This window comes from Steroidobacteraceae bacterium (assembly GCA_041395505.1).
GTDB lineage: Bacteria > Pseudomonadota > Gammaproteobacteria > Steroidobacterales > Steroidobacteraceae > JAWLAG01.
The window spans coordinates 120,893-146,204 of the sequence record JAWLAG010000002.1; the positions used below are offsets into that span (position 1 = coordinate 120,893).

Sequence of the window (25,312 nt, forward strand, 5' to 3'; positions counted from 1 at the left end):
GCACTATTGACGATGATAGGGATGCCCGGCAAGCAGCGTAAAAGCGCGATAGAGCTGTTCGATCGCAACGACGCGCGCAAGCGCATGCGGCAATGTGCCGGCCGACAGCGACCAGAGCATGCCGGCACGTTGGCGCAGCTCATCGCTGAAGCCATCGGCGCCGCCAATGGCGAAGGCCAGGTCCATGGCAGCGGCTTGCTGCGACTCGAGCCATGAGGCGAGCTCAAGGCTGCGAAACTGCCGACCGCGCTCATCGAGGGCGATCAGCTTCTCGCCCGGCTTGAGCGCAGCGAGCAATCGCTCGCTCTCGTTTGCCATCGCCTGTTGATCGCTGCGCCCGCGGCCACGCGCGGCAGCGACAAATGCGCGAACTTCGAAGCGGCAGTAATGACCCAGGCGCATGCTGTAGTCATCAACGGCCGCCTGCGCCCAGGCGGGCAGTCGCTGGCCAATGGCAAGCAGCCGGACTCGCATCACGGGCCGCGCCGCGGGATCGGCACGCGTCAGCGACGCCGCGCGCCGCCGCCCTTGGGCGCCATCCCGCGACCGCCTTGCCTGGCGCGGGCGCCCGATGACGCCTTGCGTGCAGCCGGTTTTCGCGCAGCGCTCCTGCGTGCGACCGGCTTGACCGCAGCGGCGGGCGCGGCCGCCGGCTGCCACAGCCGCTCGAGCGCATACAGTTCGCGAACTCGCGGCAGCATGATATGCACCATTGCATCTGGCAGATCGACCAGCAGCCACTCGCCGCCGTCGCCGCCTTCCACGCCAAACGGCCGCGAACCGTGCTCCCGTGCCTGGCGCACGACATTGTCGGCGATCGACCGCAGGTGCCTGTCCGAACTGCCGCTCGCAACGATCATGTAATCGGTGATATCGGTCAGCCCCCGCACATCGAGGACACGGATATCCTGGGCCTTCATATCATCGAGAGCGCCCCGCACAACCTCGACTATTGCGGCGGGTCGTGAGGAGCGACGCGCGGCACTCATGCGGAAACTGGCTCGGCGCCCGAAGCGCGGGCGTAGCAGCCGGTTTGCACGATGATGTCGCGGACCGCATCGGGTACCAAATAGCGCGGATCGCGGCCGCTCGTGATGATCTGGCGCAAATCCGACGAAGCAATCTCGAGCTGCGTGACCGAGTGAATGTAGATATGGCCGGCCGGCCGCATCTGCAGGTCACGCGCGCTACCGGTGCCATGATCGACCATCAGTTCGCCGAGCGGCCCCTTGGTCGGCGCCTTCCAGCCGGGACGGTGGGCGACCACGATATGGCCAAGCTGCAGCAGGTCGCGCCAGCGATGCCAGTTCGGCAGTCCGAGAAAGGCATCCATGCCAAGCAGCAGGCACAAGGACCGCTGCGGCAGTTCGCTGCGCAATTCGGCCATCGTGTCCACGGAGTAACTGCGCCCGCTGCGTCGCAGCTCCCGATCATCCACCGCGAAACCACTCTGCCCCGCGATGGCGGCCTTCAGCATGTCGAGGCGCAGCTGGGGCTCGGCGATCGGCGCCTCGCGATGTGCCGGGTTGCCCGTGGGTATGAAGCGGATCTGCGCGAGTCGCAGGGCCTGCAGGAATTCGAACGCCGTGCGCAGGTGCCCGTAGTGAATCGGGTCGAAGGCACCGCCAAAGATACCTATGGGCTGCATGGACTGCCGGACATAGCCATTGTTGGAAAACGCAGAGCTTGACGGCCGCACAGGTCGAGCGCAAGCAGCGCAAATTCGGACCACGGGTCGCCCGAGCGCCGCCCCTTGATGGTGGCGTCGATCTGCGCGAGCTGCGTCGACCAGCGGGCGAGCTGTGCCGCCCCTGCCGGCCGGGCCGCTCGCGAGCCTGATCCCGGCGAGTACCGGTTGCCGCCCCCCCGGCCCTGCACCTCGCGGCCCAGGGCCCACAATACGAGCGGCGGTTCTGCCCCCTCGCCACGCAGGCCGGAGAGTATATGGATCGCGCGGCGCGCATCGCGCTCGCCTACCGCCTGCGCGAGCTTGAATACATCGTAACGCGTGCCGCGCGAAACCGCGTGCATCACCTTGTCGGCGTCGATTTCGGCACCATCGTCAGCCAGCAGCAGTTTGTCGATCTCCTGCTGCGCTGCCAGCAGATTGCCTTCCGTGCGCTCCGCAATGAGCCGCGCAGCCTCGTTGGTCATTCGCAATCCAGCTGCCGCGGCACGTGCCATAATCCAGCCCGAAAGCTGCGCCGCGGCGACTGGCCAGACATCGACCCAGACACCCTGCTTCTCGGCCGCGCGGACCCACGGTGCCGAGGCAGCCTCGCGAGCGAGCCGGGCGCAGATCACCACCACGACCAGGTCAGCGGATCCTGCCGCCGCCAGGTCGGCAAGCACCCGGTTGCCGAGCGCTCCCGGTTTGCCACTCGGCAGGCGAATTTCCATCAGCCGACGGCTGCTGAACAGGGAACGCGCGGCAGCATCCTGCTGGATCCGATCGAATCCGGCGCCGCGCTCTATGACATGGACAAGTCGTTCCTCGCAGCCGTTCCTGCGACACGCCGCCCGCAACTGGTCGAGGCATTCGTTCACAAGCAGGATCTCGTCACCGCTGATGACATAAAACCCCTGCACCCCGCCTTGCAGGTGACGAGCCAGCTCCGTGCTGCGCAATCTCATCGCGCCATTATCCAGCATGAGGGTGCCATCCTGCGAGCCCGCGGCACTTGCAGCGGCCGGTCTCGCAAGCGGACAATGCGGTGATGCACCTTGCGTCGCGCTTTTCCCGCCGAGGCCGCGCTCCGCGGCAGCGATTTTCATGACATCGTGACGAACCCCGACGCCGTCGAAATTCGCGGCCTGCGCTTTGGCTGGCCGGGTGGCGCACCGCTCCTAGCGATCGAGAATTTCGCGGTCGGCCGTGGCGAGCGGGTGCTGTTGCAGGGTGCAAGCGGCAGCGGCAAGAGCACATTGCTGGCACTGATCGGCGGCGTGTTGCAGCCGCACCGCGGCAAGGTCATGGTCCTCGGCCATGACCTCGCGGCGCTCGGCAGCCGGGAGCGCGATCGCCTGCGCGGCGCGAGTCTCGGATTCATATTCCAGTTGTTCAATCTCCTGCCCTACCTGAACGTCCTCGACAATGTCATGCTGCCGCTCAGATTCTCGCGGCAGCGGCGCGCCTCGCTGGCCGGTCAGGATCCACGCGCCGAGGCGGTGCGCCTGCTCGAGTCACTCGGCATCGCTTCGGACCTCCACGATCGCATCGTCACCCAGTTGTCGATCGGGCAACAGCAGCGGGTAGCGAGCGCCCGCTCGCTGATCGGCGCCCCGGCCCTCGTCATCGCCGACGAACCGACTTCGGCCCTCGATCACAAGTCGCGCGAGGATTTTCTCCGCACGCTCGGCGCCGAACTCCTGCGCCAACGCGCATCGTTGCTGTTCGTCAGTCACGACCCCGGTCTGGGCGCGAATTTCGACCGGATCGTGACCATGGACGAGATCAACAGCGCATGATTTCACGACTCGCCCTCGCATCGCTGTGGAACCGGCGCGCGAGCGCTGCGCTCACGATCGCCGCGATCGCGGTCAGTGTCGCCCTGCTCCTTGGCGTGCAGAAACTGCGCAGCGCAGCCCGCGATGGGTTCGCCAATACCGTCTCCGGTGTTGATCTGATCGTCGGCCCGCGTAGCGGCCCGGTCAACCTGTTGCTGTATTCGGTGTTTCGCATCGGCGATGCAACCAGTAACGTAAGCTGGGAGAGCTATCGCAAAATCGCGCGGCACCCGGATGTCGCCTGGACGATTCCATTGTCCCTCGGTGATTCGCATCGGGGTTTTCGGGTGCTTGGCACGAGCGATGCGTATTTCGGGCACTACCAGTTCGCCGGCAACAGGCACCTGCAATTCGCAACGGGCCGCTCGTTCAATGCCGTTCGCGAAGCGGTACTTGGTGCCGACGTCGCCCTGCAGCTCGGTTATCACCTCGGCAGCGAGTTGATCGTTGCCCACGGCCTCGCGCAGGTGAGTTTCGCCCTGCACAAGAACCAGCCGTTCGTCGTCGTCGGTATCCTCGAGCGCACCGGGACCCCGGTCGATCGCACCGTGCATGTCAGCCTCGAGTCCATGACGCTGATGCACGAGGGTCAGCCACCGCACCCGGATGGTGCGCCGGTCCAGGCCGTGGTACCGCGCGCGGATTCGGACCCGCAAAGCACAGCGATCACTGCGTTCATGATTGGCATGCGCGAGAAGGCAATGACCCTGACGATGCAGCGGGCGATCAACGATTACCGCGCGGAACCGCTGCTCGCGATCCTGCCGGGCGTCGCGCTTGCGCAGCTGTGGTCGCTGGTCGGCATCGCCGATCGGGCGCTGCTGGTGATTGCTGCCTGCGTCGTGCTGGCAGGCCTCCTCGGCATGCTGACTTCCATCCTGACGACCCTCAATGAACGGCGCCGCGAAATGGCCATCCTGCGCTCCCTCGGCGCGAGCCCCGGCAATGTATTCGCCCTTTTGATGCTCGAAGCCGCCGCGCTTGCCCTCGGCGGAATTCTCTGTGGCGTAGCGCTGACCTATGCGTTGCTGCTGCTGGCCGCGCCATTGCTGCAGAATCGCTTTGGAATTTTCATCGAGCCCGGTGGCCTGGCGCTCTCGGACCTCGGAATCCTGGCAGCGGTACTCGCCTCGGCGTTATTATTGAGCTTGTGGCCGGCGTGGCGGGCCTACCGCAATTCCCTCGCCGACGGCCTCACCGTGAGAATATGACCCGCCCGTTGACCCAAATCGTGATCGCGAGTTTGCTCGTTGCCTGTGCCGCAGCCGTGGTCGAGGCAGCCACGGACACGGCGCGGCAAATCGAGTGGGAAGACCTGCTGCCGGCGCAATCCAGGGACAAACCCGCAGGTCCGCCGCCCGTCGTGCATGACTATCTCGGCGAAGCCGGACCGGCGGCGCAACAAACCCTCAACTTCGATGTCAACGAAGACCTGGCCGGCAAGCTCGTCAAACTGCCTGGATTCATCGTGCCGCTCGATGTCGGCAAGAATGGCAAGGTCAGTGAGTTTTTCCTGGTGCCGTATTTTGGCGCCTGCATCCACGTGCCGCCGCCACCACCCAACCAGATCGTCTACGTGACCATGCGCGATGGCATTGCCCTCGATTCCATCTACGAAGCCTACTGGCTGACTGGCAAGCTCACGGTCACGCGCAAGAGCACCCGGCTCGGCGCAGCCGCATATTCGCTCGCCGCGAGCCAGATCGAAATCTACAAGTATTGATTCACACGCGCAGGCATCCGCTTGCACGGCCGGCGCTGTCGATGAGCCCGTGCCGCAACAGCCACTGCCGGGCATCATCTGCGTCCGCATCGAGCCAGGCCCGGGTGCTGCCGAGACGAAAGCTGTAGCCCCAGGCGTCCATGTCAGCGATCATTCGCTCGCGGCCCATTTGTGGCAGTTCGTCTGCGAGGGCGATCTGCAGGTAACAAACCGCCGATTCCTCGAGATCATCGCCACCGGCATCTATATCAAGGAGCGCCCGGCGCTCGGGCGTCATGCAGGCGTAATGGCTGGTCTCGTGCAGAATCGAGTGGATGGGTGTATCGGGCCGCGCGAACAGCTGCGAGCCGCGCAAGCCAGCCTCGCTTTCACCCCAGTACGACGCAGGCACGCTCTCGCCGAGGCTCACCATGCGCAGCGTGAGTCCATAACGCTCGAGCAGCAGGCCGAGGTCCATGCGATCGATCGCGCGCAGTCGCAACACCGCGCTCGAGTAGCGTTTCACTGCAGGCTGGCAAGCTGTCGCAGCACCCTGCTCGCCGCTTCGCGTGCCAGCGCGTCGCTCAATTGTTCGCGTTCACGTTCCTTGGCAAGCGCAATGCGCTCATCGTAGCTGAACTCGCGTGCGACACTGACTTCACGCGGCTCGAGGACCACGACGCCGCCACTCGAGACCGCAAACCGAACCAGATAAGTCAGTTCGTACTCGCGGGGCAGATTGTCCGCCGATACCGAGACCACGCGCTCGCGCAATTCGTCGACCGAAATGTCGACGACCGCCGTGGCGTCCGTACGGCTCGCCGCAACACTGCCCGCACTCGCAAGTCCCGCGCGCAGGGCGTGGACGAATTCGGTCTGATCGTTCCTGGTTTCGATCCAGGTGCTGGCCAGTACCTTTGGCAATGGCTGTTTTCCCTGCAGGTGAAAACCGCAGGCGCTGACAACCAGCGCCCAGACGATCGCCATCCACGGCCACCGCACTGTCATTCAGACCACCAGATTGAGCAATTTGCCGGGCACATAGATCACCTTGCGCAAGGTCCTGCCGTCGATATGGCGGCGCACCTGTTCATCCGCGAGGGCGAGTTGTTGCACCTGCGGCTGCAATGCGTCCGCGGCAACGGTAATCCGGCCGCGCAATTTGCCATTGACCTGCACGACGATCTGCATGTGGTCCTGCTCGAGAGCGCGCTGGTCCACTTCCGGCCATGGACAATCGATCAATGCGCGCTTGGCGCCGAGCGCAAACCACAGTTCATGACAGATATGCGGCACCATGGGCGAGAGCGCCACCACGCACAGCTGCAGCGCCTCGTGACGCACTGCCCGCCCCTGTGGTTCGTCGTCGGCAAACTTGCCGAGCGCATTCAACAATTCCATCACCGCCGCGATGGCTGTATTGAAAGTGCGTCGCCGACCGATGTCGTCGCTGACCTTGGCCAGCATCTGATGCGCCTGTCGCCGCAGGTCGCGCTGCGCGCCCGCCAGCGCCTCAACCTCGAGCGCCACCGTGGGACCCTTGCCGACGTGCTCGTAGATCGCATGCCAGAGCCGGCGCAGGAAACGAAACGACCCCTGCACGCCCTCGTCCGACCATTCCAGCGTCTGCTCCGGCGGTGCGGTGAACATGACGAACAACCGCGCGGTATCGGCACCGTAGGCGTCGATCAACGCCTGCGGATCCACGCCATTGTTCTTCGATTTGGACATGGTGCCAATGCCGTCCCAGACAACGGGTTCGCCATCGGCGACAAGCGTGGCCGTGCCGCGCCCGGCCGCAGTGTCCGTCTGGAACGCGACTTCCGCGGGATTGAAATACTGGCGACGGCCACCGTCAGGATGGCGATAAAAGATGTGGTTCAGCACCATGCCCTGGGTCAGCAGCCGGTTGAAGGGTTCATCGATCTTCACCAGATCGAGTTCGCGCATCACCTTGGTCCAGAAGCGCGAATACAACAGGTGCAGGATTGCATGTTCGATGCCGCCGATGTACTGATCGACCGGCAGCCAGTAGTCGACGCGTGCATCGACCATCGCCTGGTCCTGGTCGGCGCATGCAAAGCGCATGAAGTACCACGACGAGTCGACGAACGTGTCCATGGTGTCCGTCTCACGCCTCGCCGGCTGGCCGCAGCGGGGACATTTGCAGTCGAGGAACTCGCGGCACTTGTTGAGCGGATTGCCGCTGCCGTCGGGGACCAGATGTTCGGGCAGCCGCACAGGCAAATCGGCATCAGGCACCGGCACCTCGCCACAGGTCCGGCAGTGGATAATCGGGATCGGACAGCCCCAATAGCGCTGGCGCGAAATCCCCCAGTCGCGCAGCCTGTACTGGGTGCGCATCGAGCCCAGGCCGCGTTCGGCGAGTTGGGCGGCAATGCCGAGGATGGCATCCGCCGAGGCAAGGCCGCTGAACTCGCCGGAATTGACCGTGCGGCCATAGGCACTGAAGCTCTCATGCCAGTCATCTCCGTCCGGCGCGGCGGCATCCGCCGCAGGCTCGATGACCTTGCGTATCTCGATGCCATGACTGCGCGCGAACGCGAAGTCACGCTCATCGTGCGCCGGCACGCCCATGACCGCGCCTTCGCCATACTCCATCAAAACGTAGTTCGCGACCCACACGGGCACCGCAGCGCCGGTCAGCGGGTGGATCACCGTCATCCCGGTCGGCAGGCCTTTCTTCTCCTGCGTGGCGACGTCGGCTTCCATGGTGCTGCCGCGACGGCACTCGTCGATGAAAGCGCCGAGCTTCGCATCGCGCCGCCCGGCAGCCTGGGCCAGCGGATGCTCGGCGGCGACCGCCATGAAGGTAACGCCAAACAGCGTATCGGCTCGCGTCGTAAAGACCTTCAGCACCCCCGGGCCGCCCATCAGCGCCGCGGTGTCGGCGCTGTAGGCGAAATCGACGTCGCAACCCGCGCTGCGGCCGATCCAGTTGGCCTGCATCGCGCGCACCCGCTCGGGCCATTCGGGTAGTTGATCGAGATGCGCGAGCAACTCATCGGCATAGCGCGTGATATTGAGGTAGTACATCGGGATTTCGCGCTTCTCGATGAGCGCACCCGTTCGCCAGCCGCGTCCGTCGATCACCTGCTCGTTGGCGAGCACGGTTTGATCAACCGGGTCCCAGTTGACGGTGCCCGTTTTCTGGTAGGCGATGCCGCGCTCCCGCATGCGCAGGAAAAGCCACTGGTTCCACCGATAGTATTCGGGATCACAGGTTGCCAGTTCGCGGCTCCAGTCGATCGCAAAACCGAGCGCCTGCAGTTGTCCCTTCATGTGCGCGATGTTGTCGCGGGTCCACTTGGCGGGCGGTACGGAATTTGCGATCGCGGCGTTCTCGGCGGGCAGGCCGAAAGCATCCCAACCCATGGGTTGCAGAACATTCCTGCCCTGCATGCGCGCATAGCGCGCCAGCGCATCGCCGATGCTGTAGTTACGCACATGCCCCATGTGCAACCTGCCCGAGGGATACGGGAACATGGACAAGCAATAGAACTTCTCGCGTTCGGGGTCTTCGGTCACCTCGAAGCTGTGTTGCTCCCGCCAATAGCCCTGCGCGGCCGCCTCCACGACCGCCGGTTCATAACGTTCCTGCATGCCAGATTGCGCCTGAAGAATGTTGGGTCCAGATACTCGCGCAAGGATACACGAGGCGCGGCTCAATCGCGGCCGGTGGCAGGCTAACCCGAGCGCAGGATGATCCAGGCACCGAGCCTCGCTCGGCAATCCACTCCAAGACCGGCCGCACACTCGATCGTCCCGAGCCCGCTTGCCGCGAGTGCCGACAGCATGTGTGTACGCGAGCCAAAGCGCAGGGCGAGGCCAGCCAGGCGCTCGTCGCACCCGTCCGCGGGTCGCGGCCCGGCGCTGCCGGCGGGCAGATCGCCCGCGCCGTAGATCTCGATCGCCCCGCGCGCGAGCGCGAGCCGCAATGCCTTTCCGGCCGGCTGCGGCTCAATCGCGAGCAGACGGGCATAGTGCTGCGCCGTGGCCGCCGGATCATCGCTCGCCAGGAGGAGCGCGTCGACATCCATGGCGCTGTTCGCGTGGTGCATGACGGCGCTCTGGTAGACGAGCTCGGGGCATTCATTGCGCACCCAGCACACGAGGCCGGCGGGCGATTCCTTCGCCGGCAGCATGAACCAGCTGAAACGCGCCTGGCCATGGTGATCGCCATAGCCGATATCGCGCGCGGCAAAAGCGAGCGGTGTCGGATGCAGGCCCATGCGCTGAAGCCGCGCATGCTCCGCCTGCAGATCGGGGGGCGCCAAGGCGAGTATCTTGATGCCGCTCCGCCGCGGCTGCCAGGGCGCCAGATGGTGAGCCGGATCCTCGCTTGCAACCGAGGACAGCTCGATATAACTGTGTTGCAGCACGATATGACAGCTCGTCTGCCCGAGCGAACGCACTTCGCCACTGTCCACGGCGCGCGCGAGGAGCGGCTCCGGCGAGGTCGGCGAGAAACCCAGGGCCCGGAATTCATCGCGGAGCACCTCGAGCCGCGGCCCGGTGAATCCGAGGTGATCGAGCGTCGTCAATCCGGATCCTCTACGTCGGTGCCATCGCCCAGCAGATGCAACGGCAGGCTTTGGCCGCGCTTGATCGCCGACAAGGTCATTGTGGAGCTCACGCTTCGTACGCCTGGTATCTTCGCCAGGGTGTTGCGCAGCAACGAGTCGTAGGCCTGCACATCGCGCGTGACCACACGCAAGAGGAAATCCACCTCGCCCATCAGCATGTGACACTCGAGGATCTCCGGCGTCCTGCGCACGGTGTCCTCGAACTGCGCGAGTGTGTCCGGACTGTTCGCTTCGAACCTGACCTGCACGAACAGTTCGCAATTGAGACCCAGGCGCGCACCGTCGAGCACCGCCACTCGCGAGCGAATGACGCCGGCGCGATCGAGGCGCTGGATGCGGCGCCAGCAAGGCGATTGCGACAGGCCCACGGCTTCGGCGATCTCGCCCACGGAAGCGCTGGCGTCGCGCTGAAGCAACGAAAGAATCCGTAGATCGGTTTCGTCGATGTGCATGAGGAATAATTTACTTATTTATTCGCTGCAATGGGTATTTTAATGCAATTCAAGTTTGTTATCAGCAATTTACAAACTGATGTAGCCATTGACGCGCAATAATTTCCGCAGAAAAATTGGCCCCAGGCGCGCGATCACCGCGCGACTGTGGTCGTCAATCAAAGGGGAACAGCAAATGAAGCGAATTCATGCAGGCGCACTCGTGGCGACGGCAGTCTGGCTGGCTGGCGCATTCGCACCGGCTCTGGCCCAGGGCCAGAGCGGCCAGCTGGAGGAAATTGTCGTCACGGCGCAAAAGCGCGCCGAATCCGCGCAGGATGTGCCGATTTCCATCGTCGCTGTGACCGGCGATGAGCTGGCTCGTACCGGCCAGACCGACTTCCTCAGCATTGCCTCGCGCACGCCAACTCTGCAGTACAGCCAGGCGGGCGGCGAGAGCCAGATCTACATCCGCGGCATTGGCAGCAACCTGCTGGCGGTCGGCGCCGACCCGAGCGTAGCCATCCACCTCGATGGTGTTTACCTGGGTAGGCCCAACATGGGTCTCAACCAGTTCCTCGATGTCGATCGCGTCGAGGTGCTACGCGGACCACAGGGAACACTCTATGGACGCAACGCGACCGGCGGCTCCATCAACATCATCTCCAAGCAACCGACCGACGAGTTCGAAGGCTATGTCGGCGTCGGAACCGGCAGTTTCAGCCGCGTCGAACTGAAAGCCGCCGCCGGAGGACCGATTTCGGACCAGTGGGGATTCCGGTTGGCGGGGCGCTTCGTCAAGGACGACGGCTATGTCGATGACCTCGATCCGGCCGGCACCAACAAGCTCGACGACCAGGACCTGAAAGCCGTGCGCGGCATCCTGCGTTTTCGCCCAAGCGAAGCCTTCACCGGAACGCTTGCCTACGACTACAGCAAGTTCAGCAACGGCAACACCGCCGTACGTCCGAACGACAGCACCGGCACCGGCCAGGTCTTTGGCGCCGTGCCGACCAGTTCGATTCTGCAGGAACGCAATGACTTCAACACCTTCATGGACTGGAAAACCGGCGGACCGACCCTCACCCTCAACTGGAATCTTGCCAATGGCGTTGAACTCACCTCCATCAGTGCCTACAAGACGTTCAAGATGGATTTCTTCTTCAACACCGATGGCACGGAACTCAATGTGACGCGCACCAGCGAAATCTTCGACACCACGCAGTTCTCGCAGGAATTGCGCCTGGCGTCTACCGCAGACTCTCGCCTGCAGTGGATCGGTGGCGCCTACTATTTCGACGAGAGCAAGGACGGTGCGCTCGGCCTGGTGCGTGAACTCGGTGTGCCGTCGTTGCGAAGCTTCAACATCTTCGCCACCAATGACACCAAGGCCTGGGCCGTATTCGGCGAGCTCTATTACAACCTGACCGACCGACTCAAACTCACCGCCGGACTGCGCTACAGCGACGAGAAGAAGGACGACTACAACGAACTCAATTTCGTGCTCGCGAACGCCGCCAATCCGGCGAGCGAAGTGCTGCTCGGCCTTTACGGCAATATCGACTATGCAGCCTGCGGCGCGCTCTGCCCTTTTCAGACGCGCACCGACAGCAAGAAATGGAGCGACACGACACCGAAGCTCGGCATCGACTACAAGCTGAATGACGACGTGCTGCTGTACGCCTCGTACACCGAAGGCTTCAAGTCGGGCGGCTACAACGACTACCAGCCGACCAATCCGGTCTACGATCCCGAGACCATCAAGAGCTTTGAGATCGGCGCGAAAACCGACTGGATGGATGGGCGGTTGCGCCTGAATGCTGCGGCATTCTGGTATGACTACAACGATCTGCAAGTGACGACGTTCTTTCAGAGCCTGACGCTGGTGAGCAACGCCGCGACCGCCAAGGTCAAGGGCATCGACCTCGAACTGCTGGCACGACCCAACGATGCCTTCGACGTCGGGGTCAATCTTTCTTTCCTCGATGCAACCTATGACAAGTTCGACGTGCCCTATGGCGTGTGCTCGCAATACGTTTTGGACAACTTCACCGACCCCGGCTGTGCGGACGTACCGACTGTCCGGCCCGTCGGCTCGCCCCGGGTCGTAGACGCGAGCGGCAACAATCTCAATAATGCGCCGGAGTTCAAGGGCAATCTGTTCGCGCAGTACCGCGTTCCGCTCGGCAGCGGCAGCCTGACACTGTTCGGCCAGCTCAGCCACACAGACGACATCTACTTCAACGCCGCCAACGAGGATGTCGCCAAGCAGTCGGCCATCACACTGCTCGATGCGAGCCTCAGCTGGCGCAACGCCGATGAATCGCTCGAAGTGTCGCTCTACGGCAAGAACCTCTCCGACGAAGAGTATTTCCACAATATCGTGCAATTCACTTCATCGTCGCTGCCGCCCCCTGGCGTCGCCGTGCCGGGCCAGGGCACCGTCATCACCGACCCGTTCGCCATCGGGCATTCGCTCGGCTACCCGGCGCCGGGCCGCACCTGGGGGTTGTCGCTCAACTGGCGCTTCTGAGGATGGCACGCCCGCACATCTGCTTTGTGCAGGCGCAGATGATTCCCTGGTCGCGCGGCCTTTACGGGGCCGCGCGACCGGAGGTCGACTGCAAGACGCTGAGCCACGATGACAGCGACGGGAGCGCGACCTGCATCCTGCGCTACCCGGCAGGCTGGTCACGCGAGCAGCCGGAGACGCTCGCAGCCCACGAGGAGTTCCTGGTCCTCGCGGGCAGCATCGACATCAACGGCCAGCACTACCACCAGCACAGCTATGGCTTCCTGCCGGCTGGGTTCCGGCGCGAGCGCGCAGCGAGCCGGCACGGCTGCGTCCTGCTCAACATGTTCTATGGCGAACCGCGCGCGGCGTCGGCGGCACTCGCGATGGACGAGAAGCTGCTGGTGTCTTTCGTCGATCCGCTTACCATGGACTGGGACCCGGGCCTCGTCGATCCGCAGCTCGCCAAGGGCGTCGCGATCAAACCGCTGCGCACCGATCCGTATACCGGCGAAGTGTCCTTTCTCTATTGCTCGCCGCCGCACCGGGTACCACCCGGTATGTCGAAACCCCAGTGGACACACCCCATGGTCGAGGAGCTCTATACGCTCGAGGGCGACTATGTCTGGGGCGATCTCGGCCGCATGCGCCGCGGCGGCTACTGCTGGTGGCGCGAAAACGTCTACCACGGTCCGGCCGGCACCGACACAGGCTACAACCTGTTCGTGCGTACCGTCGGCGGGCCGCTCGTGAATCATTTCGCAACCGAAAAGAAACCCTTCACCTGGACACCGGCACATCGCCCGATTTTGCCGCCGGAGCTCGCCCCCTATGGGCAGGCCCTGCCCGATTCACCCAACTACTGAACTCGACGCGCTGTGATGAACACAGGCGCAAAACCGCAGTGGCCGCCAGGCCGGCAGGCCTGGTACGCGACATCCGTCTTGATGATCGCCTATTTGTTCAACTACGTGGACCGGCAGATTCTGTCCATGCTGGTCAAGCCGATCAAGGCAGACCTTGCGCTGAGTGACACGCAGGTGAGTCTGCTGCATGGCATGGCATTCGCGATTTGCTATACGGTGCTCGGCGTCTGGCCGGTAGGACGCTGGGCCGACACGGGCAATCGCCGCAATGTCATTGCCGGGGGCGTGTTTCTCTGGAGTCTCATGACCACATTGTGCGGCAGGGCCTCGACATATGGCGGTTTGTTCTTGGCGCGCATCGGCGTCGGCATCGGCGAGTCGGCGCTGACGCCGTCAGCCTATTCGATGCTGGCGGATTATTTCCCGCCGGAGAAGCGCGGTCGCGCGCTCGGGCTGTTCGCCATGGGCGTGTATTTCGGTATTGGTCTGTCAATCACGATTGCCGGCCTCGTGATTGGCTTGATTGCCGCGCAACCGACAATCACGCTGCCGCTGCTCGGCGACGTAGGCTCCTGGCAGGTTGCTTTCCTGGTTGTCGGACCACCGGGCCTGCTGGTGGCGCTGTGGGTATTGTCGCTGAAAGAGCCGGCGCGAATCGGCGCCGGCGCGCAACCGGGCCTGCGATTTGGCGACGCATTGGCCTATATGCTTCGGCACTGGCGCTTTTATGCCGCCATCACCGTTGGTGTCGCGCTGCTTACCCTGTTGTTCAATGCCGCGGCATTCTGGCTCCCGGAATTTCTTCGCCGTCGACACGGATTCGACGCCTTGCAGATCGCCTGGACCTACGGGCCGACGATGTTCGTATTCGGGGCCCTTGGCATCGTGAGCGGCGGCTCGGCCGCGGACAGCCTTCGCAAGCGTGGCCGCAGGGACGCTGAATTGCTTACCGGCATGGGCAGTGCCCTTGGCCTGATTCCCTGCACCTGGTTGGTGTTTCAGTCGGGCAGCACGGGCACCGTGCTCGCCGCGATGGCGGCGATGTTGTTCCTCTCGAGCTTTCCCTTCGGCGCCTGTTCTGCCGCTGTGCAACTGGTTACGCCGAACCAGTTTCGCGCGCGTCTGTCAGCGATCTATCTGCTGGTACTCAATATCACCGGAATCGGACTGGGCAGCACCGCCGCGGCCGTACTAACGGACTATCTGTTCGTCGACGAGACCCGCGTGGGTGATTCTGTGACGCTCATCGCCTGTTGTGCAGCGCCGCTCGCGGCGCTCGCATTCGCGGGTGGCCGCCGTGAATATCGACGCATGCAGCTGGGCGGCGCCACCGGCTGACGGCGGCCCGCATGAGGCCGCCGCGCCGGTTTCTCCATCGCCCACTCACAGAGGCCCACTCACAGAGGCCCACTCACGAACTTCGGCGCCTGCTACTCGACCCGCACCGGCACGAACAACTGCGACTTGTCGCGCTGAATGAGCAGTGCAACGGTCTTGCCCGACTTGTCGATCGCGGTCTTCAATTCCGCAACGGACTTGACCGGACGGCTGTTGACCGCCAGCACGACATCGCCTTCGCGAATGCCGGCCCGCAAGGCAGCGCCCGAAACATCCGTAACCACCACGGAGCCGTCCGTCTCGATCTGTCCCTGCTCCTGGGAGTCGAGTTCGCGCACGGCAATGCCGATGCGCGTCTCGCCAGCCGCCGGACCCTCGGCACGTGTCAGCACCGCAGCGCTCTCCTTGCTCTCACCGATCCTGATCTTGATCTCGCGCTCCTTGCGATCGCGCCAGACCCCGAAGGTCGCGTTCTCACCCGGCGCGAGTCTCGCGACCATGACCGGGACCGAGGCCGAGTCTTCAACCGGCTGGCCAGCCACGCCGACGATCACGTCGCCCGCCTTGACGCCCGCCTTGTCGGCAGGACCGTCCTCTTCGACCTGTGTGACCAGTGCGCCGCGCGGCCGGTCGAGCCCGAACGACTCGGCAAGCTGCGCATCGATACCCTGGATGTAGACGCCGATCCGGCCACGACGTACATGCCCGGTCGCCACCAATTGCTTGCGCACGTCATTGGCGATGTCGATGGGGATCGCGAATGAAACACCCATGTAGCCGCCGCTGCGGCTGTAGATCTGGGAATTGATTCCGACGACTTCGCCGCGCAGGTTGAACAACGGTCCGCCCGAGTTGCCTGGATTGACGGCAACGTCGGTCTGGATGAATGGTGTGTAGTTGCTGTCGTTGCCAGGTACCGAGCGGGACAGGCCGCTCACCACACCGGCAGTGACACTGTTCTCAAAGCCGAAAGGCGAACCGATCGCCACCACCCACTCGCCGGGCTTCAGCTTCGTGGCATCGCCGAGGCGCACAACCGGAAGACCCTTGGCTTCGATCTTCACGACGGCGACGTCGGTTTGTTTGTCGACGCCCACCAGCTTGGCCGTGAACTCGCGCCGGTCGGTCAGTTTGACCGTGACTTCATCGGCGTCGTCGACCACGTGGGCGTTGGTGAGGATGTAACCGTCTGAGCTGATGATGAATCCCGAACCCATGCCGCGCATCGGCGGCGCGTCACTGCGCGGTCCCTGGCGCGGCACGCCGAAGCGGCGGAAGAATTCGTAGAACGGATCGTCGGGCGACATCCCGGGCATCTGCACCTGTTGCTGCTTCTGCTCCACCTGGATATTGACGACGGCTGGGCCGACCGCTTCGACCAGTGCGGAGAAGTCCGGCAGACCACTGACCAATGGTGCCGCGCTGGCGGACTGCGCCGCGGCGACTGCGGGCGCCGCTGCGCCACTCTGGCGATCGGCCGTCGAGGCACTTGGTGAGCAACCGGCAAGCAGGCCGGTCAGGGACAATAAGGTCAGGACGCGCCGGGGCGCGGATTGGCAATTGAACATGTGACTCCTGTAATGCAGAAGCGCTGATTGACAAGCCATAGGACCACCTCGACGTTGCAAAGTTCAGACAAGACGGCGCGCGGCGACGACCATGGCCGCTGCCAGCAGCACAACCAGCCAGTTGCCGACCCGGCCGTAGGGCGGCAGCCCCGAGCGCGGCTCTATGTGGCCGCGCAGCACCGTTGGCTGATATTCGGCTGCCTGTGTGCGCACCTTGCCATCGGGGCCGATGATCGCCGATACACCGTCATTTGCGGCGCGTATGAGGTAGCGGCCCGATTCCAGCGCCCGCATGCGGGCGATTTGAAAGTGCTGATAGCGCGCGCTCGAATGCGCGAACCAGGCATCGTTGGTGACGTTCACGAGCGCCGTCACGTCAGCGAACCAGCGCGCCTGGCTGCTGCCGTAGGCGTCTTCGTAACAGATGCTGGCGCCCAGCTTGAGGCCCGCCGCCTGCAACGGCGGCTGGCGCGCGCCCCCGCGAGTGAAATCGGCATAGGGCAGACTCATCAGTCGCAACCAGTTGCGGATGAAACCAGGGACCGGGAAGAACTCCGCAAACGGCACGAGATGGTCCTTGTCGTACCACATCAGCTCTTCATCCATGGCGAGCACGCTGTTGTAATAGTTCTCGAGGCGATCATCGGCACGCACCAGCCCCATCACGATCGAAGAGCCGCTGGCACGCGCCTCGCGGTAGACCGAGCCGAGCCATGGCGCGATATGGTTCGCCAGATCCGGTGCGGCTGATTCGGGCCAGACGATCAAGGGTGTCCCGAGCACCTGTGCGTTCAGCTCTCGATAGCGTTTGAGTGAGGCATCGAGGTTGCTGTCGAGCCACTTCTGGTCCTGTGGTATGGCGCCTTGCACGATGGCGACCTCGATCGCAGGTCCTGCGGCGCGGGTCCACGGCCGGCCATGCAATGCGAACGCAGCGCCGATGAGCAACAGGATCACCAGCGTTGCGCTTTGCCGTTCGTGGCCACGACCGAGCACGAGGGTTGCGAGCGCACCCGCGATGACCAGTATGGCGAGCGAAACCAGATAGACACCACCGACGGGCGCCAGCGCCGCAAGCACGGTATCGATCTGCGAATATCCAAGCGACAGCCAGGCGAAGCCGCTCAGGAACCAGCCACGCCACCATTCGATGAGGAGCCACAGCGCGGGAATGCCGAGCATCCAGCGCGCCCAGCCGCGCGCTGGCAACCAGCGCGCGACTGCGAAGCCGAGCGCCGCATGATAAAGCCCCATGATTCCGACCAAACCTGCCATGAGCACGATCGCGAGCCAGATCGGCGCCTGGCCGAAGCCGTGGATGCTGATGTAGAGCCAGTAGGTCCCGATCCCGAAGGTCGCTGCATTGAACAGGAACCCGAGCAAGGCGGCGCGGCGCGGCGATGCGTCCTGCCACAGTAAGATCAGTAGTGCCGGCGTGAGCGGCGCGAGCCACCACCAGGCAAGGGGCGCGAACGCGGCCGAGGTCAGCGCCCCTGCAAACATGGCCAGGGCAAATGCCCACCGGCCTTGCAGGCAGCCGCGCAGCATCGCCTGAAATTGCAGCCGCAGCGTCACTCGCTCTTTGGTTGCACGTCGCCGGGACTGACGACCCGAAGGCTCTGCACCCGGCGACGATCGGCACGGATGACGCGAAATTCGAATCCATCGAGCGAGATGCTCTCGCCGCGTCGCGGCATGCGCCCGAGATGATGCAGAAGCAGGCCCGCCACGGTATCGAATTGCTCGTCGGGAAAGCGGCTGCCGAAATGTTCGTTGAATGTCTCGATGAGGGTCGTGCCGCCCACGATGAACTGGCGCGCGTCCTCCCGCCGAATGTCGCTTTCCTCCTCGACGTCATACTCGTCGTCGATTTCGCCGACGATCTGCTCGAGCGCATCTTCGATCGTGACGAGTCCCGCGACGCCACCATATTCATCGACGACTATCGCCATGTGATTGCGGTTGCGGCGGAATTCCTTCAGCAGCACGTTGACGCGCTTCGATTCGGGCACGAATACTGCCGGGCGCAGGTACTCGCGGATATCGAAACGCGGGGCGCCGCCCTGCCCTGTAAACGCCTGCAGCACGTCCTTGGCGAGCAGTATGCCTGCGATATCGTCCTTGTCATCGTCCGTAACGGGATAGCGCGAATGGCCATGCTCGAGTATGCAGGCGACGATTTCGCCGACCGCTGCGTCGCGCGCGAGACTCACCATCTGCGAGCGCGGCACCATGATGTCGCGCACCTGCAGATCGGCGACACTCAGCACGGCCTCGATCATCTCGAGCGCATCCGCGTCGATGACACCATTGCGCGCAGCCGTCTGCAGATGCTCGAGCAGCGCCTCGCGATCCGGCGTGTCGCCGCGCATGCGCACCGCGAGTCGCCGGAACCATCCCGTGGTGCTTGTCTTGTCGTCGCTCATCTACGGGAACCCAGCACCGGTGGCACGAAGCTCGTTGCGGTACGGGTCGGCGAAACCGAGCCCGCGCAGGATGCGCCGCTCCTGCCGCTCCATGCGCCGCGCTTCGCGTTCGTGACGATGATCAAGGCCGAGCAGGTGCAGGCAACCATGCACGATCAGGTGCGCGAAATGCGCGCGGACGGCCTTTGCCTGCTCGGCCGCCTCCCGCCTGACCAGCACCGTGCATACGGCGAGATCGCCGAGTTGGCCGAGATCCGGGGCCGCGACGGGAAACGCGAGCACATTGGTCGCGCGATCGCGGCCGCGATAACGGCGATTGAGGTCGCGGCTGCTGCGCAGGCTCACGTAACGTACGGCGAGCACCTGGCCGCGGCCACGCGCGCCGAGCGCCGCGCGGGCCCACTTGCAGACACTGGTCGCAGCTGGTTCGTCCGGCGCGCGGCGGCCGCTCACTTCGACGCGCAAGTCACTGGAGGTGCTACTGTTCAGCATCGTATGCACGGACGATACGCTGCACCAGCGGGTGACGCACGACATCCTCGGCCTTGAAAAACGTGAACGCCACGCCCTCGGTCCGCGCCAGCAGGTCGACTGCGTGACGCAGTCCCGAGGCGCGCCCTGCCGGCAGGTCGGTCTGGGTCATATCGCCGGTCACGATCGCCTTCGATCCAAATCCAATGCGCGTGAGGAACATCTTCATTTGTTCGCGAGTCGTGTTCTGTGCCTCGTCGAGGATGATGAATGCATCATTGAGGGTGCGACCCCGCATGAACGCGAGCGGCGCGACTTCGATGACATTGCGCTCGATGTAACGCGCGACGCGGTCGAAACCGATCATCTCGTAGAGCGCATCGTACATCGGCCGCAGATAGGGATCGATCTTCTGGCTCATGTCGCCTGGCAGAAATCCGAGTCGCTCGCCGGCCTCGACCGCAGGGCGCACCAGCACGATGCGCCGCACCCGCTCGCTATGCAGGGCCTCGACCGCCGTGGCGACGGCGAGATAGGTCTTGCCCGTGCCCGCGGGACCTACGCCGAAACAAAGGTCATGGCCGCGGATATTGCGCAAGTAGGATTTCTGGTTGGGGCCCCGGGCGCGGATCAACCCACGCATGACGCGGATATGCTCCTGATCCGCACCGGCGATGCGCGCTTCACGATCGTCCTGGTGGTCGCGAAGCGCGAGGTGCACACGCTCCGGCGTGATCTCCTCCTGCTTGCTAGTGGCATAGAGCTCGCGCAACAGATCTTCGGCCGCATTGGCCCGCGCGCCGCGTACGCGGAAAGTCGCACCCCGGCGATTGAGCTCGACGTCGAGTCGGGTTTCGAGCAGGCGCAGGTTCTCATCGAGCGGGCCGCAGAGATTCGCGAGCCGTGTGTTGTCGGCTGGCTCGAGATCGAACTCCCGCGCGATGACCGCCGGCGGATTCGGCACAGGATCAGGCATGGGCCCGCGCTGGCGCCTCCGGCTCTAGCCAGCGCCCGCGCAACGAATGCGCCCTGGCTGCCGTGATCAATACTTCGGTGAACTTGCCAATGAGCGAGCGTGGTGCGGCGAAATTGACCCAGCGGTTGTTCGCAGTGCGGCCCGCGAGTTCCGTGCTGTCCCGCTTCGCCGGACGCTCGACCAGAATGCGCTCGCGGCTACCGACCATCGCTGCGCTGATGGCGCGCGCATTTTCCTCGAGCTGCTCCTGCAACAGCGCGAGTCTTCGCAGTTTGGTCGCCTGGTCGACATCATCGGGCAGATCGGCCGCGGGCGTGCCGGGGCGCGCACTGTAGAGAAAAGCGAACGACTGGTCGATGTTCGCATCACGAACCAGGCGCAGCGTCGCTGCGAAATCGCTGTCGGTCTCGCCGGGAAACCCGACGATGAAATCGCTGCTGACGCAGATACCGGGGCGCACCGCGCGCAGCCTGCGCAGCTTGTCCTTGAACTCGAGCGCCGTGTAGCCGCGCTTCATGGCCGCAAGCACGCGATCCGATCCTGACTGCACGGGCAGGTGAAGGTGGTTCGCGAGTTTCGGTACGTTGGCGTAGGCTTCGATGAGCGAAGCGCCGAATTCGAGCGGATGCGACGTCGTGAAGCGAATTCGCTCGAGGTCATCGAATGCCGCGATGTGGTGGATCAGGGTGGCAAGATCGACCTGCACGCCGTCCTGCATCGCACCCGCGTAGGCATTGACGTTCTGGCCAAGAAGCGTGATTTCCCGGGCGCCGGCGGCCACGGCACGGCCAACCTCCGCGACCACCGATTCGAATGGCCGACTGACTTCCTCGCCACGCGTATAGGGCACGACGCAAAAGCTGCAATACTTGCTGCAGCCTTCCATGATCGATACGAATTCGCTCGCCCCACGCGCATGCCGGCGCTCCTCGGGCAGGGAATCGAATTTCTCGATGGCCGGGAATGACAGATCGATCTGGGCGCGTCCGGTGCTGCGCAACCGGGCAATCATCTGCGGCAGGCGATGAATCGTCTGCGGGCCTATCACCAGGTCGACCTGCGGCGCACGCCGCAGCAGCTCCTCGCCCTCCTGGCTGGCGACACAACCCGCCACGGCGATTATCACTTCTGGCCGCTTGCGCTTGATGCGCGACCATTCGCCGAGCAGCGAATAGACTTTATCCTCTGCCTTTTCCCGGACCGAGCAGGTGTTGGCGATCAGCAAGTCCGCCGCAGCGATCGACTCCGTCGCGCGCATCTGGCACGCCGTTCCGAGGACGTCCGCCATCCGCGCGGAATCGTACTCGTTCATCTGGCAGCCAAAGGTCTTAATGAAGTAATGAGCAGGCATGTTCGGTAAGGCGAGCCGTGACTTTACCGGTTTTTGCCCGAGCGCGGAAACACCGCCTTGGCGCGGCAGGCGCTTGAATTCTTTATTTTTCAGCTAGTTATGTATCAGAAAGGAATATCGTCGTCGAAATCATCGCGCGCAGGCGGGCTGCCGCCGTCGTCCATGGCCCGCGCCGGCGCCTCGGCCATGGCGGCACCGCCGCCGCCACGCCCGCCGAGCATCTGCATCTCGTTGGCGACGATCTCGGTGGTGTAGCGGTCGTTTCCCTGCTTGTCCTGCCATTTGCGCGTACGCAGGCGGCCCTCGATGTACACCTGCGAGCCCTTGCGCAGGTATTCGCCCGCGATTTCGCCCAGGCGGCCGAACATGGCCACGTTGTGCCATTCGGTGCGTTCCTGGTTCTCGCCGGATTGCTTGTCCCGCCACGACTCGCTGGTGGCGATACGGATGTTCGCGACGGTGGTGCCCGAGGGCATGGTGCGGGTTTCGGGATCGGCGCCCAGGTTGCCGATGAGTATGACTTTGTTGATGCCGCGGGCCATGATCGCTCGCCTCCGTTGTGAAATGAACTGCAAACCGCCGGTTGGGGGGCGGCCATTGTAGTCGCTGGACCCTGCCGCTCCCAGCAGGAATTTGCGCGTAATGGCCCGATTTGGGCGTACCGGGCCCGGGCGGTAAAATGGGCGGTTCGCTCATCGTGAAATGACCCATGGCCCTGATCCGCATCCGCGGTGCCCGCACCCACAACCTGCGCAATATCGACGTCGACCTGCCGCGCGATGCGCTGATCGTCATGACCGGCCTGTCCGGCTCGGGCAAGTCCTCGCTCGCCTTCGATACCCTCTACGCGGAGGGTCAGCGCCGCTACGTGGAATCCCTGTCGGCCTACGCGCGGCAATTCCTGTCGATGATGGACAAGCCCGATGTCGACAGTATCGAGGGTCTGTCACCGGCAATCGCCATCGAGCAGAAGGCCACCTCGCACAACCCGCGCTCGACGGTGGGCACGGTCACCGAAATCTACGACTACCTGCGCCTGCTTTTCGCGCGGGTCGGGATGCCGCGCTGTCCTGACCATGGCACCGATCTTGCGATCCAGACCGTGAGCCAGATGGTCGACCAGATCATGAGTCTGCCGCCAGGCTGCGGTGTGATGGTACTCGCGCCGCTCGTGCGCCAGCGCAAAGGCGCCCACCAGGATGTTTTCGACCAACTCCGCGGCCAGGGCCTCGTGCGGGCGCGCATCGATGGCAAGGTACGCGAGCTCGACGAGCTGCCAAGCCTCGACCCGCGGCGCAAGCACGATATCGATGCCATCATCGACCGTCTGCGGATTCGGGACGACGCACCGAACAGGCTTGCTGAGTCGCTCGAAACCGCATTGCGCCTTGCCGACGGCATGGCCAGCATCGCCGCGCTGCCCGGCGAGGAACCACGTCAGGAGATGCTTTTCTCGGCGCGACACGCTTGTGCAGTCTGCGGCTACAGCGTGCCACCGCTCGAACCGAAACTGTTCTCGTTCAACAACCCTGCAGGTGCCTGCAGCGCCTGCGATGGCATCGGGACAGTCGAGTTCTTCGACCCATCGAAGGTCGTGGCGCAACCGGGTCTGTCACTTGCGGGCGGCGCGGTTCGCGGCTGGGATCGGCGCAACAGCCACTATTTCTCGCTCATCGATTCGCTCGCACGCCACTACCGCTTCGACATCGAGGCGCCCTGGCAGGACCTGCCCGCCGACGTGCAGCGCCTGCTGCTGCATGGCAGCGACGGCGAAGTGATCGAATTTCACTACAGCGATGCGACCGGGCGCCGGCAACGAAAACGCCAACCCTTCGAGGGCATCATGCCCAATCTCGAACGCCGCTACCGGGAAACCGGTTCAAGCGCCGTACGCGATGAACTGGCACGCTATCGCGGCATCAGGGCCTGCGGCGACTGCGGCGGCACGCGGCTCAATCGCATTTCGCGAAACGTCTTCGTTGGTGAGCACAATCTCGCTGCCATCACTGCGATGTCCATCCAGGCTGCGACGCAGTATTTCACTTCGCTCGGCCTTTCGGGATGGCGCCAGACGGTCGCCGAGCGCATCGTCCGCGAAGTCAATGAACGCCTGCGCTTCCTCGGCAACGTCGGCCTCGACTACCTCACGCTCGACCGGCGCGCCGACACGCTCTCCGGCGGCGAAGCGCAGCGCATCCGCCTCGCAAGCCAGATAGGCTCCGGCCTCACGGGCGTCATGTACGTGCTCGATGAGCCGTCGATTGGCCTGCACCAGCGCGACAATGCGCGACTCCTGCAGACGCTCGGCGACCTGCGCGATCTCGGCAATACCGTCATCGTCGTGGAACACGATGAGGACGCCATCCGTCGCGCTGACCATATTGTTGATCTTGGTCCTGGGGCGGGCGTTCACGGCGGCCAGGTCGTGGCCGAAGGCCCGCTTGCGAACATCATTGCCTGTTCCGGTTCGCTGACCGGCGATTACCTCGCGGGCCGGCGCGGCATCGCAGTGCCCGCCAGGCGCAAGTCCCGGCGTGATGGACATGAGCTCGAAATCCGCGGTGCACGCGGCAACAATCTGCAGGCACTCGATGTCAAACTGCCGCTCGGGCTGCTCACCTGTGTGACCGGCGTGTCGGGCTCCGGCAAGTCGACATTGATCATCGACACATTGTTCGCCATCGCCGCGGCCCGCCTGAATGGTGCCAGCAGCCAGCCCGCGCCCTGCCAGGAAATCAGTGGCCTCGAGAAGCTCGACAAGGTCATCGATATCGACCAGAGCCCCATTGGTCGCACGCCGCGCTCGAATCCCGCAACCTATACGGGACTATTCACACCGGTGCGCGAGCTGTTCGCGCAGGTGCCGGAGGCCAGGGCGCGTGGTTACGACGCGGGACGTTTCAGCTTCAACGTCAAGGGCGGACGATGCGAAGCCTGCCAGGGCGATGGCGTCATCAAGGTCGAAATGCATTTCCTGCCCGATGTCTACGTTGCCTGCGATGTCTGCAGTGGGCGTCGCTACAACCGCGAGACACTCGAGATTCGCTATCGCGACCGCAATATCCACGAAGTGCTGGAACTCACCGTGCAGGATGCGCAAACGGTATTCCAGAACGTGCCCGCCATCGCAAGCCGGCTCGCGACGCTGATGGACGTCGGACTCAGCTATCTGCGGCTCGGGCAGAGCGCCACGACGCTCTCGGGCGGTGAGGCCCAGCGTATCAAGCTCGCCAAGGAACTGGCGCGGCGTTCGACCGGCCGCACACTCTACATCCTCGACGAGCCGACGACCGGTTTGCATTTTCACGACGTCGCGCAACTGCTCGGCGTATTGCACCGGCTGCGCGACGAGGGCAACACCGTCGTGGTCATCGAACACAATCTCGATGTGATCAAGACGGCCGACTGGGTCATCGACCTGGGGCCGGAGGGCGGTGTGGCCGGCGGCCGCCTGGTCGGTGCGGGCACTCCCGAAATGCTCGTCGCTACCGCCGGTTCGCATACCGGCACCCATCTGGCACCGTTGCTTTCGGCTGCAGTCGCGAAAAACCGCTAGC

At 64.1% G+C, this 25,312-nt stretch carries 23 protein-coding genes; 7 read left to right on the plus strand and 16 right to left on the minus strand.

The window, feature by feature from the left end; all coding sequences use genetic code 11:
* Positions 1-3: 3 nt before the first annotated feature.
* The 4 genes from rlmH to holA are packed head-to-tail and all read right to left on the minus strand — an operon-like array spanning position 4 to position 2,634.
* Positions 4-474, minus strand: a complete 471-nt coding sequence (rlmH, locus tag R3E77_13225) for a 23S rRNA (pseudouridine(1915)-N(3))-methyltransferase RlmH (protein MEZ5500376.1) — start codon at positions 472-474, stop codon at positions 4-6.
* Between the two features lie 29 nt (positions 475-503).
* Complete coding sequence (gene rsfS, locus R3E77_13230) at positions 504-989, minus strand: ribosome silencing factor (protein MEZ5500377.1); 486 nt, start codon at positions 987-989, stop codon at positions 504-506.
* Positions 986-1,648, minus strand: coding sequence for a nicotinate-nucleotide adenylyltransferase (gene nadD, locus R3E77_13235; protein MEZ5500378.1), 663 nt, complete (start codon positions 1,646-1,648; stop codon positions 986-988). The genes rsfS and nadD overlap by 4 nt, the downstream gene beginning before the upstream one ends.
* Positions 1,636-2,634, minus strand: coding sequence for a DNA polymerase III subunit delta (gene holA / locus R3E77_13240; GenBank protein MEZ5500379.1), 999 nt, complete (start codon positions 2,632-2,634; stop codon positions 1,636-1,638). Before holA ends, nadD begins: the two co-directional genes overlap by 13 nt.
* Before the next feature lie 90 nt (positions 2,635-2,724).
* Between holA and R3E77_13245 the strand changes: the two genes are divergently transcribed.
* The 3 genes from R3E77_13245 to R3E77_13255 are packed head-to-tail and all read left to right on the plus strand — an operon-like array spanning position 2,725 to position 5,230.
* A complete protein-coding gene (locus R3E77_13245; protein MEZ5500380.1) occupies positions 2,725-3,468 on the plus strand; it encodes an ABC transporter ATP-binding protein in 744 nt (247 codons plus the stop codon).
* On the plus strand, positions 3,465-4,718 hold the full coding sequence (locus R3E77_13250; GenBank protein ID MEZ5500381.1) for an ABC transporter permease: 1,254 nt from the start codon (positions 3,465-3,467) through the stop codon (positions 4,716-4,718). Before R3E77_13245 ends, R3E77_13250 begins: the two co-directional genes overlap by 4 nt.
* Entirely contained in the window at positions 4,715-5,230 is a 516-nt protein-coding gene (locus R3E77_13255; GenBank protein ID MEZ5500382.1) for a DUF3299 domain-containing protein, read from the plus strand. The genes R3E77_13250 and R3E77_13255 overlap by 4 nt, the downstream gene beginning before the upstream one ends.
* Position 5,231: 1 nt before the next feature.
* Here the strand turns inward: R3E77_13255 and R3E77_13260 are convergent, their stop codons facing one another.
* The 5 genes from R3E77_13260 to R3E77_13280 all read right to left on the minus strand — a co-directional run bounded on the left by R3E77_13260 (position 5,232) and on the right by R3E77_13280 (position 10,268).
* Entirely contained in the window at positions 5,232-5,735 is a 504-nt protein-coding gene (locus tag R3E77_13260; protein ID MEZ5500383.1) for a hypothetical protein, read from the minus strand.
* On the minus strand, positions 5,732-6,217 hold the full coding sequence (gene lptE / locus R3E77_13265) for an LPS assembly lipoprotein LptE (protein MEZ5500384.1): 486 nt from the start codon (positions 6,215-6,217) through the stop codon (positions 5,732-5,734). Before lptE ends, R3E77_13260 begins: the two co-directional genes overlap by 4 nt.
* Entirely contained in the window at positions 6,218-8,833 is a 2,616-nt protein-coding gene (gene leuS, locus R3E77_13270; protein MEZ5500385.1) for a leucine--tRNA ligase, read from the minus strand.
* Positions 8,834-8,916: 83 nt separating this feature from the next.
* Positions 8,917-9,774: a VOC family protein gene (locus tag R3E77_13275; GenBank protein MEZ5500386.1), complete on the minus strand. Its 858-nt coding sequence runs from the start codon at positions 9,772-9,774 to the stop codon at positions 8,917-8,919.
* Positions 9,771-10,268, minus strand: a complete 498-nt coding sequence (locus R3E77_13280; GenBank protein ID MEZ5500387.1) for an Lrp/AsnC family transcriptional regulator — start codon at positions 10,266-10,268, stop codon at positions 9,771-9,773. Before R3E77_13280 ends, R3E77_13275 begins: the two co-directional genes overlap by 4 nt.
* A gap of 175 nt (positions 10,269-10,443) precedes the next feature.
* Here R3E77_13280 and R3E77_13285 point away from each other — a divergent pair, with 175 nt between their 5' ends.
* Genes R3E77_13285 through R3E77_13295 form a run of 3 tightly spaced genes read left to right on the plus strand, consistent with a single transcriptional unit; the run spans position 10,444 to position 14,963 of the window.
* Positions 10,444-12,780 carry a TonB-dependent receptor gene (locus R3E77_13285; protein MEZ5500388.1) on the plus strand — a complete coding sequence of 779 codons (2,337 nt, stop codon included), beginning with the start codon at positions 10,444-10,446 and terminating at the stop codon, positions 12,778-12,780.
* Between the two features lie 2 nt (positions 12,781-12,782).
* Complete coding sequence (locus tag R3E77_13290; protein MEZ5500389.1) at positions 12,783-13,625, plus strand: DUF4437 domain-containing protein; 843 nt, start codon at positions 12,783-12,785, stop codon at positions 13,623-13,625.
* Between the two features lie 15 nt (positions 13,626-13,640).
* Entirely contained in the window at positions 13,641-14,963 is a 1,323-nt protein-coding gene (locus R3E77_13295; GenBank protein MEZ5500390.1) for an MFS transporter, read from the plus strand.
* Positions 14,964-15,055: 92 nt separating this feature from the next.
* Here the strand turns inward: R3E77_13295 and R3E77_13300 are convergent, their stop codons facing one another.
* The 7 genes from R3E77_13300 to ssb form a co-directional block, all read right to left on the minus strand.
* Positions 15,056-16,531 (minus strand): DegQ family serine endoprotease, encoded by a 1,476-nt coding sequence (locus tag R3E77_13300; GenBank protein MEZ5500391.1) that lies wholly within the window; start codon positions 16,529-16,531, stop codon positions 15,056-15,058.
* Positions 16,532-16,594: 63 nt separating this feature from the next.
* Entirely contained in the window at positions 16,595-18,106 is a 1,512-nt protein-coding gene (gene lnt / locus R3E77_13305) for an apolipoprotein N-acyltransferase (protein MEZ5500392.1), read from the minus strand.
* Positions 18,103-18,957: a transporter associated domain-containing protein gene (locus R3E77_13310; protein ID MEZ5500393.1), complete on the minus strand. Its 855-nt coding sequence runs from the start codon at positions 18,955-18,957 to the stop codon at positions 18,103-18,105. Before R3E77_13310 ends, lnt begins: the two co-directional genes overlap by 4 nt.
* On the minus strand, positions 18,958-19,449 hold the full coding sequence (gene ybeY / locus R3E77_13315; protein ID MEZ5500394.1) for an rRNA maturation RNase YbeY: 492 nt from the start codon (positions 19,447-19,449) through the stop codon (positions 18,958-18,960). It abuts the gene before it with no gap.
* Positions 19,436-20,404, minus strand: a complete 969-nt coding sequence (locus R3E77_13320; GenBank protein ID MEZ5500395.1) for a PhoH family protein — start codon at positions 20,402-20,404, stop codon at positions 19,436-19,438. The genes ybeY and R3E77_13320 overlap by 14 nt, the downstream gene beginning before the upstream one ends.
* The gene (miaB, locus tag R3E77_13325; GenBank protein MEZ5500396.1) at positions 20,397-21,755 is read right to left on the minus strand and encodes a tRNA (N6-isopentenyl adenosine(37)-C2)-methylthiotransferase MiaB; all 1,359 of its coding nucleotides are present in this window, start codon (positions 21,753-21,755) and stop codon (positions 20,397-20,399) included. The genes R3E77_13320 and miaB overlap by 8 nt, the downstream gene beginning before the upstream one ends.
* A gap of 104 nt (positions 21,756-21,859) precedes the next feature.
* Positions 21,860-22,300 (minus strand): single-stranded DNA-binding protein, encoded by a 441-nt coding sequence (gene ssb, locus R3E77_13330; protein MEZ5500397.1) that lies wholly within the window; start codon positions 22,298-22,300, stop codon positions 21,860-21,862.
* A gap of 164 nt (positions 22,301-22,464) precedes the next feature.
* Between ssb and uvrA the strand changes: the two genes are divergently transcribed.
* Positions 22,465-25,311 (plus strand): excinuclease ABC subunit UvrA, encoded by a 2,847-nt coding sequence (gene uvrA, locus R3E77_13335; protein ID MEZ5500398.1) that lies wholly within the window; start codon positions 22,465-22,467, stop codon positions 25,309-25,311.
* Position 25,312: the final 1 nt, after the last annotated feature.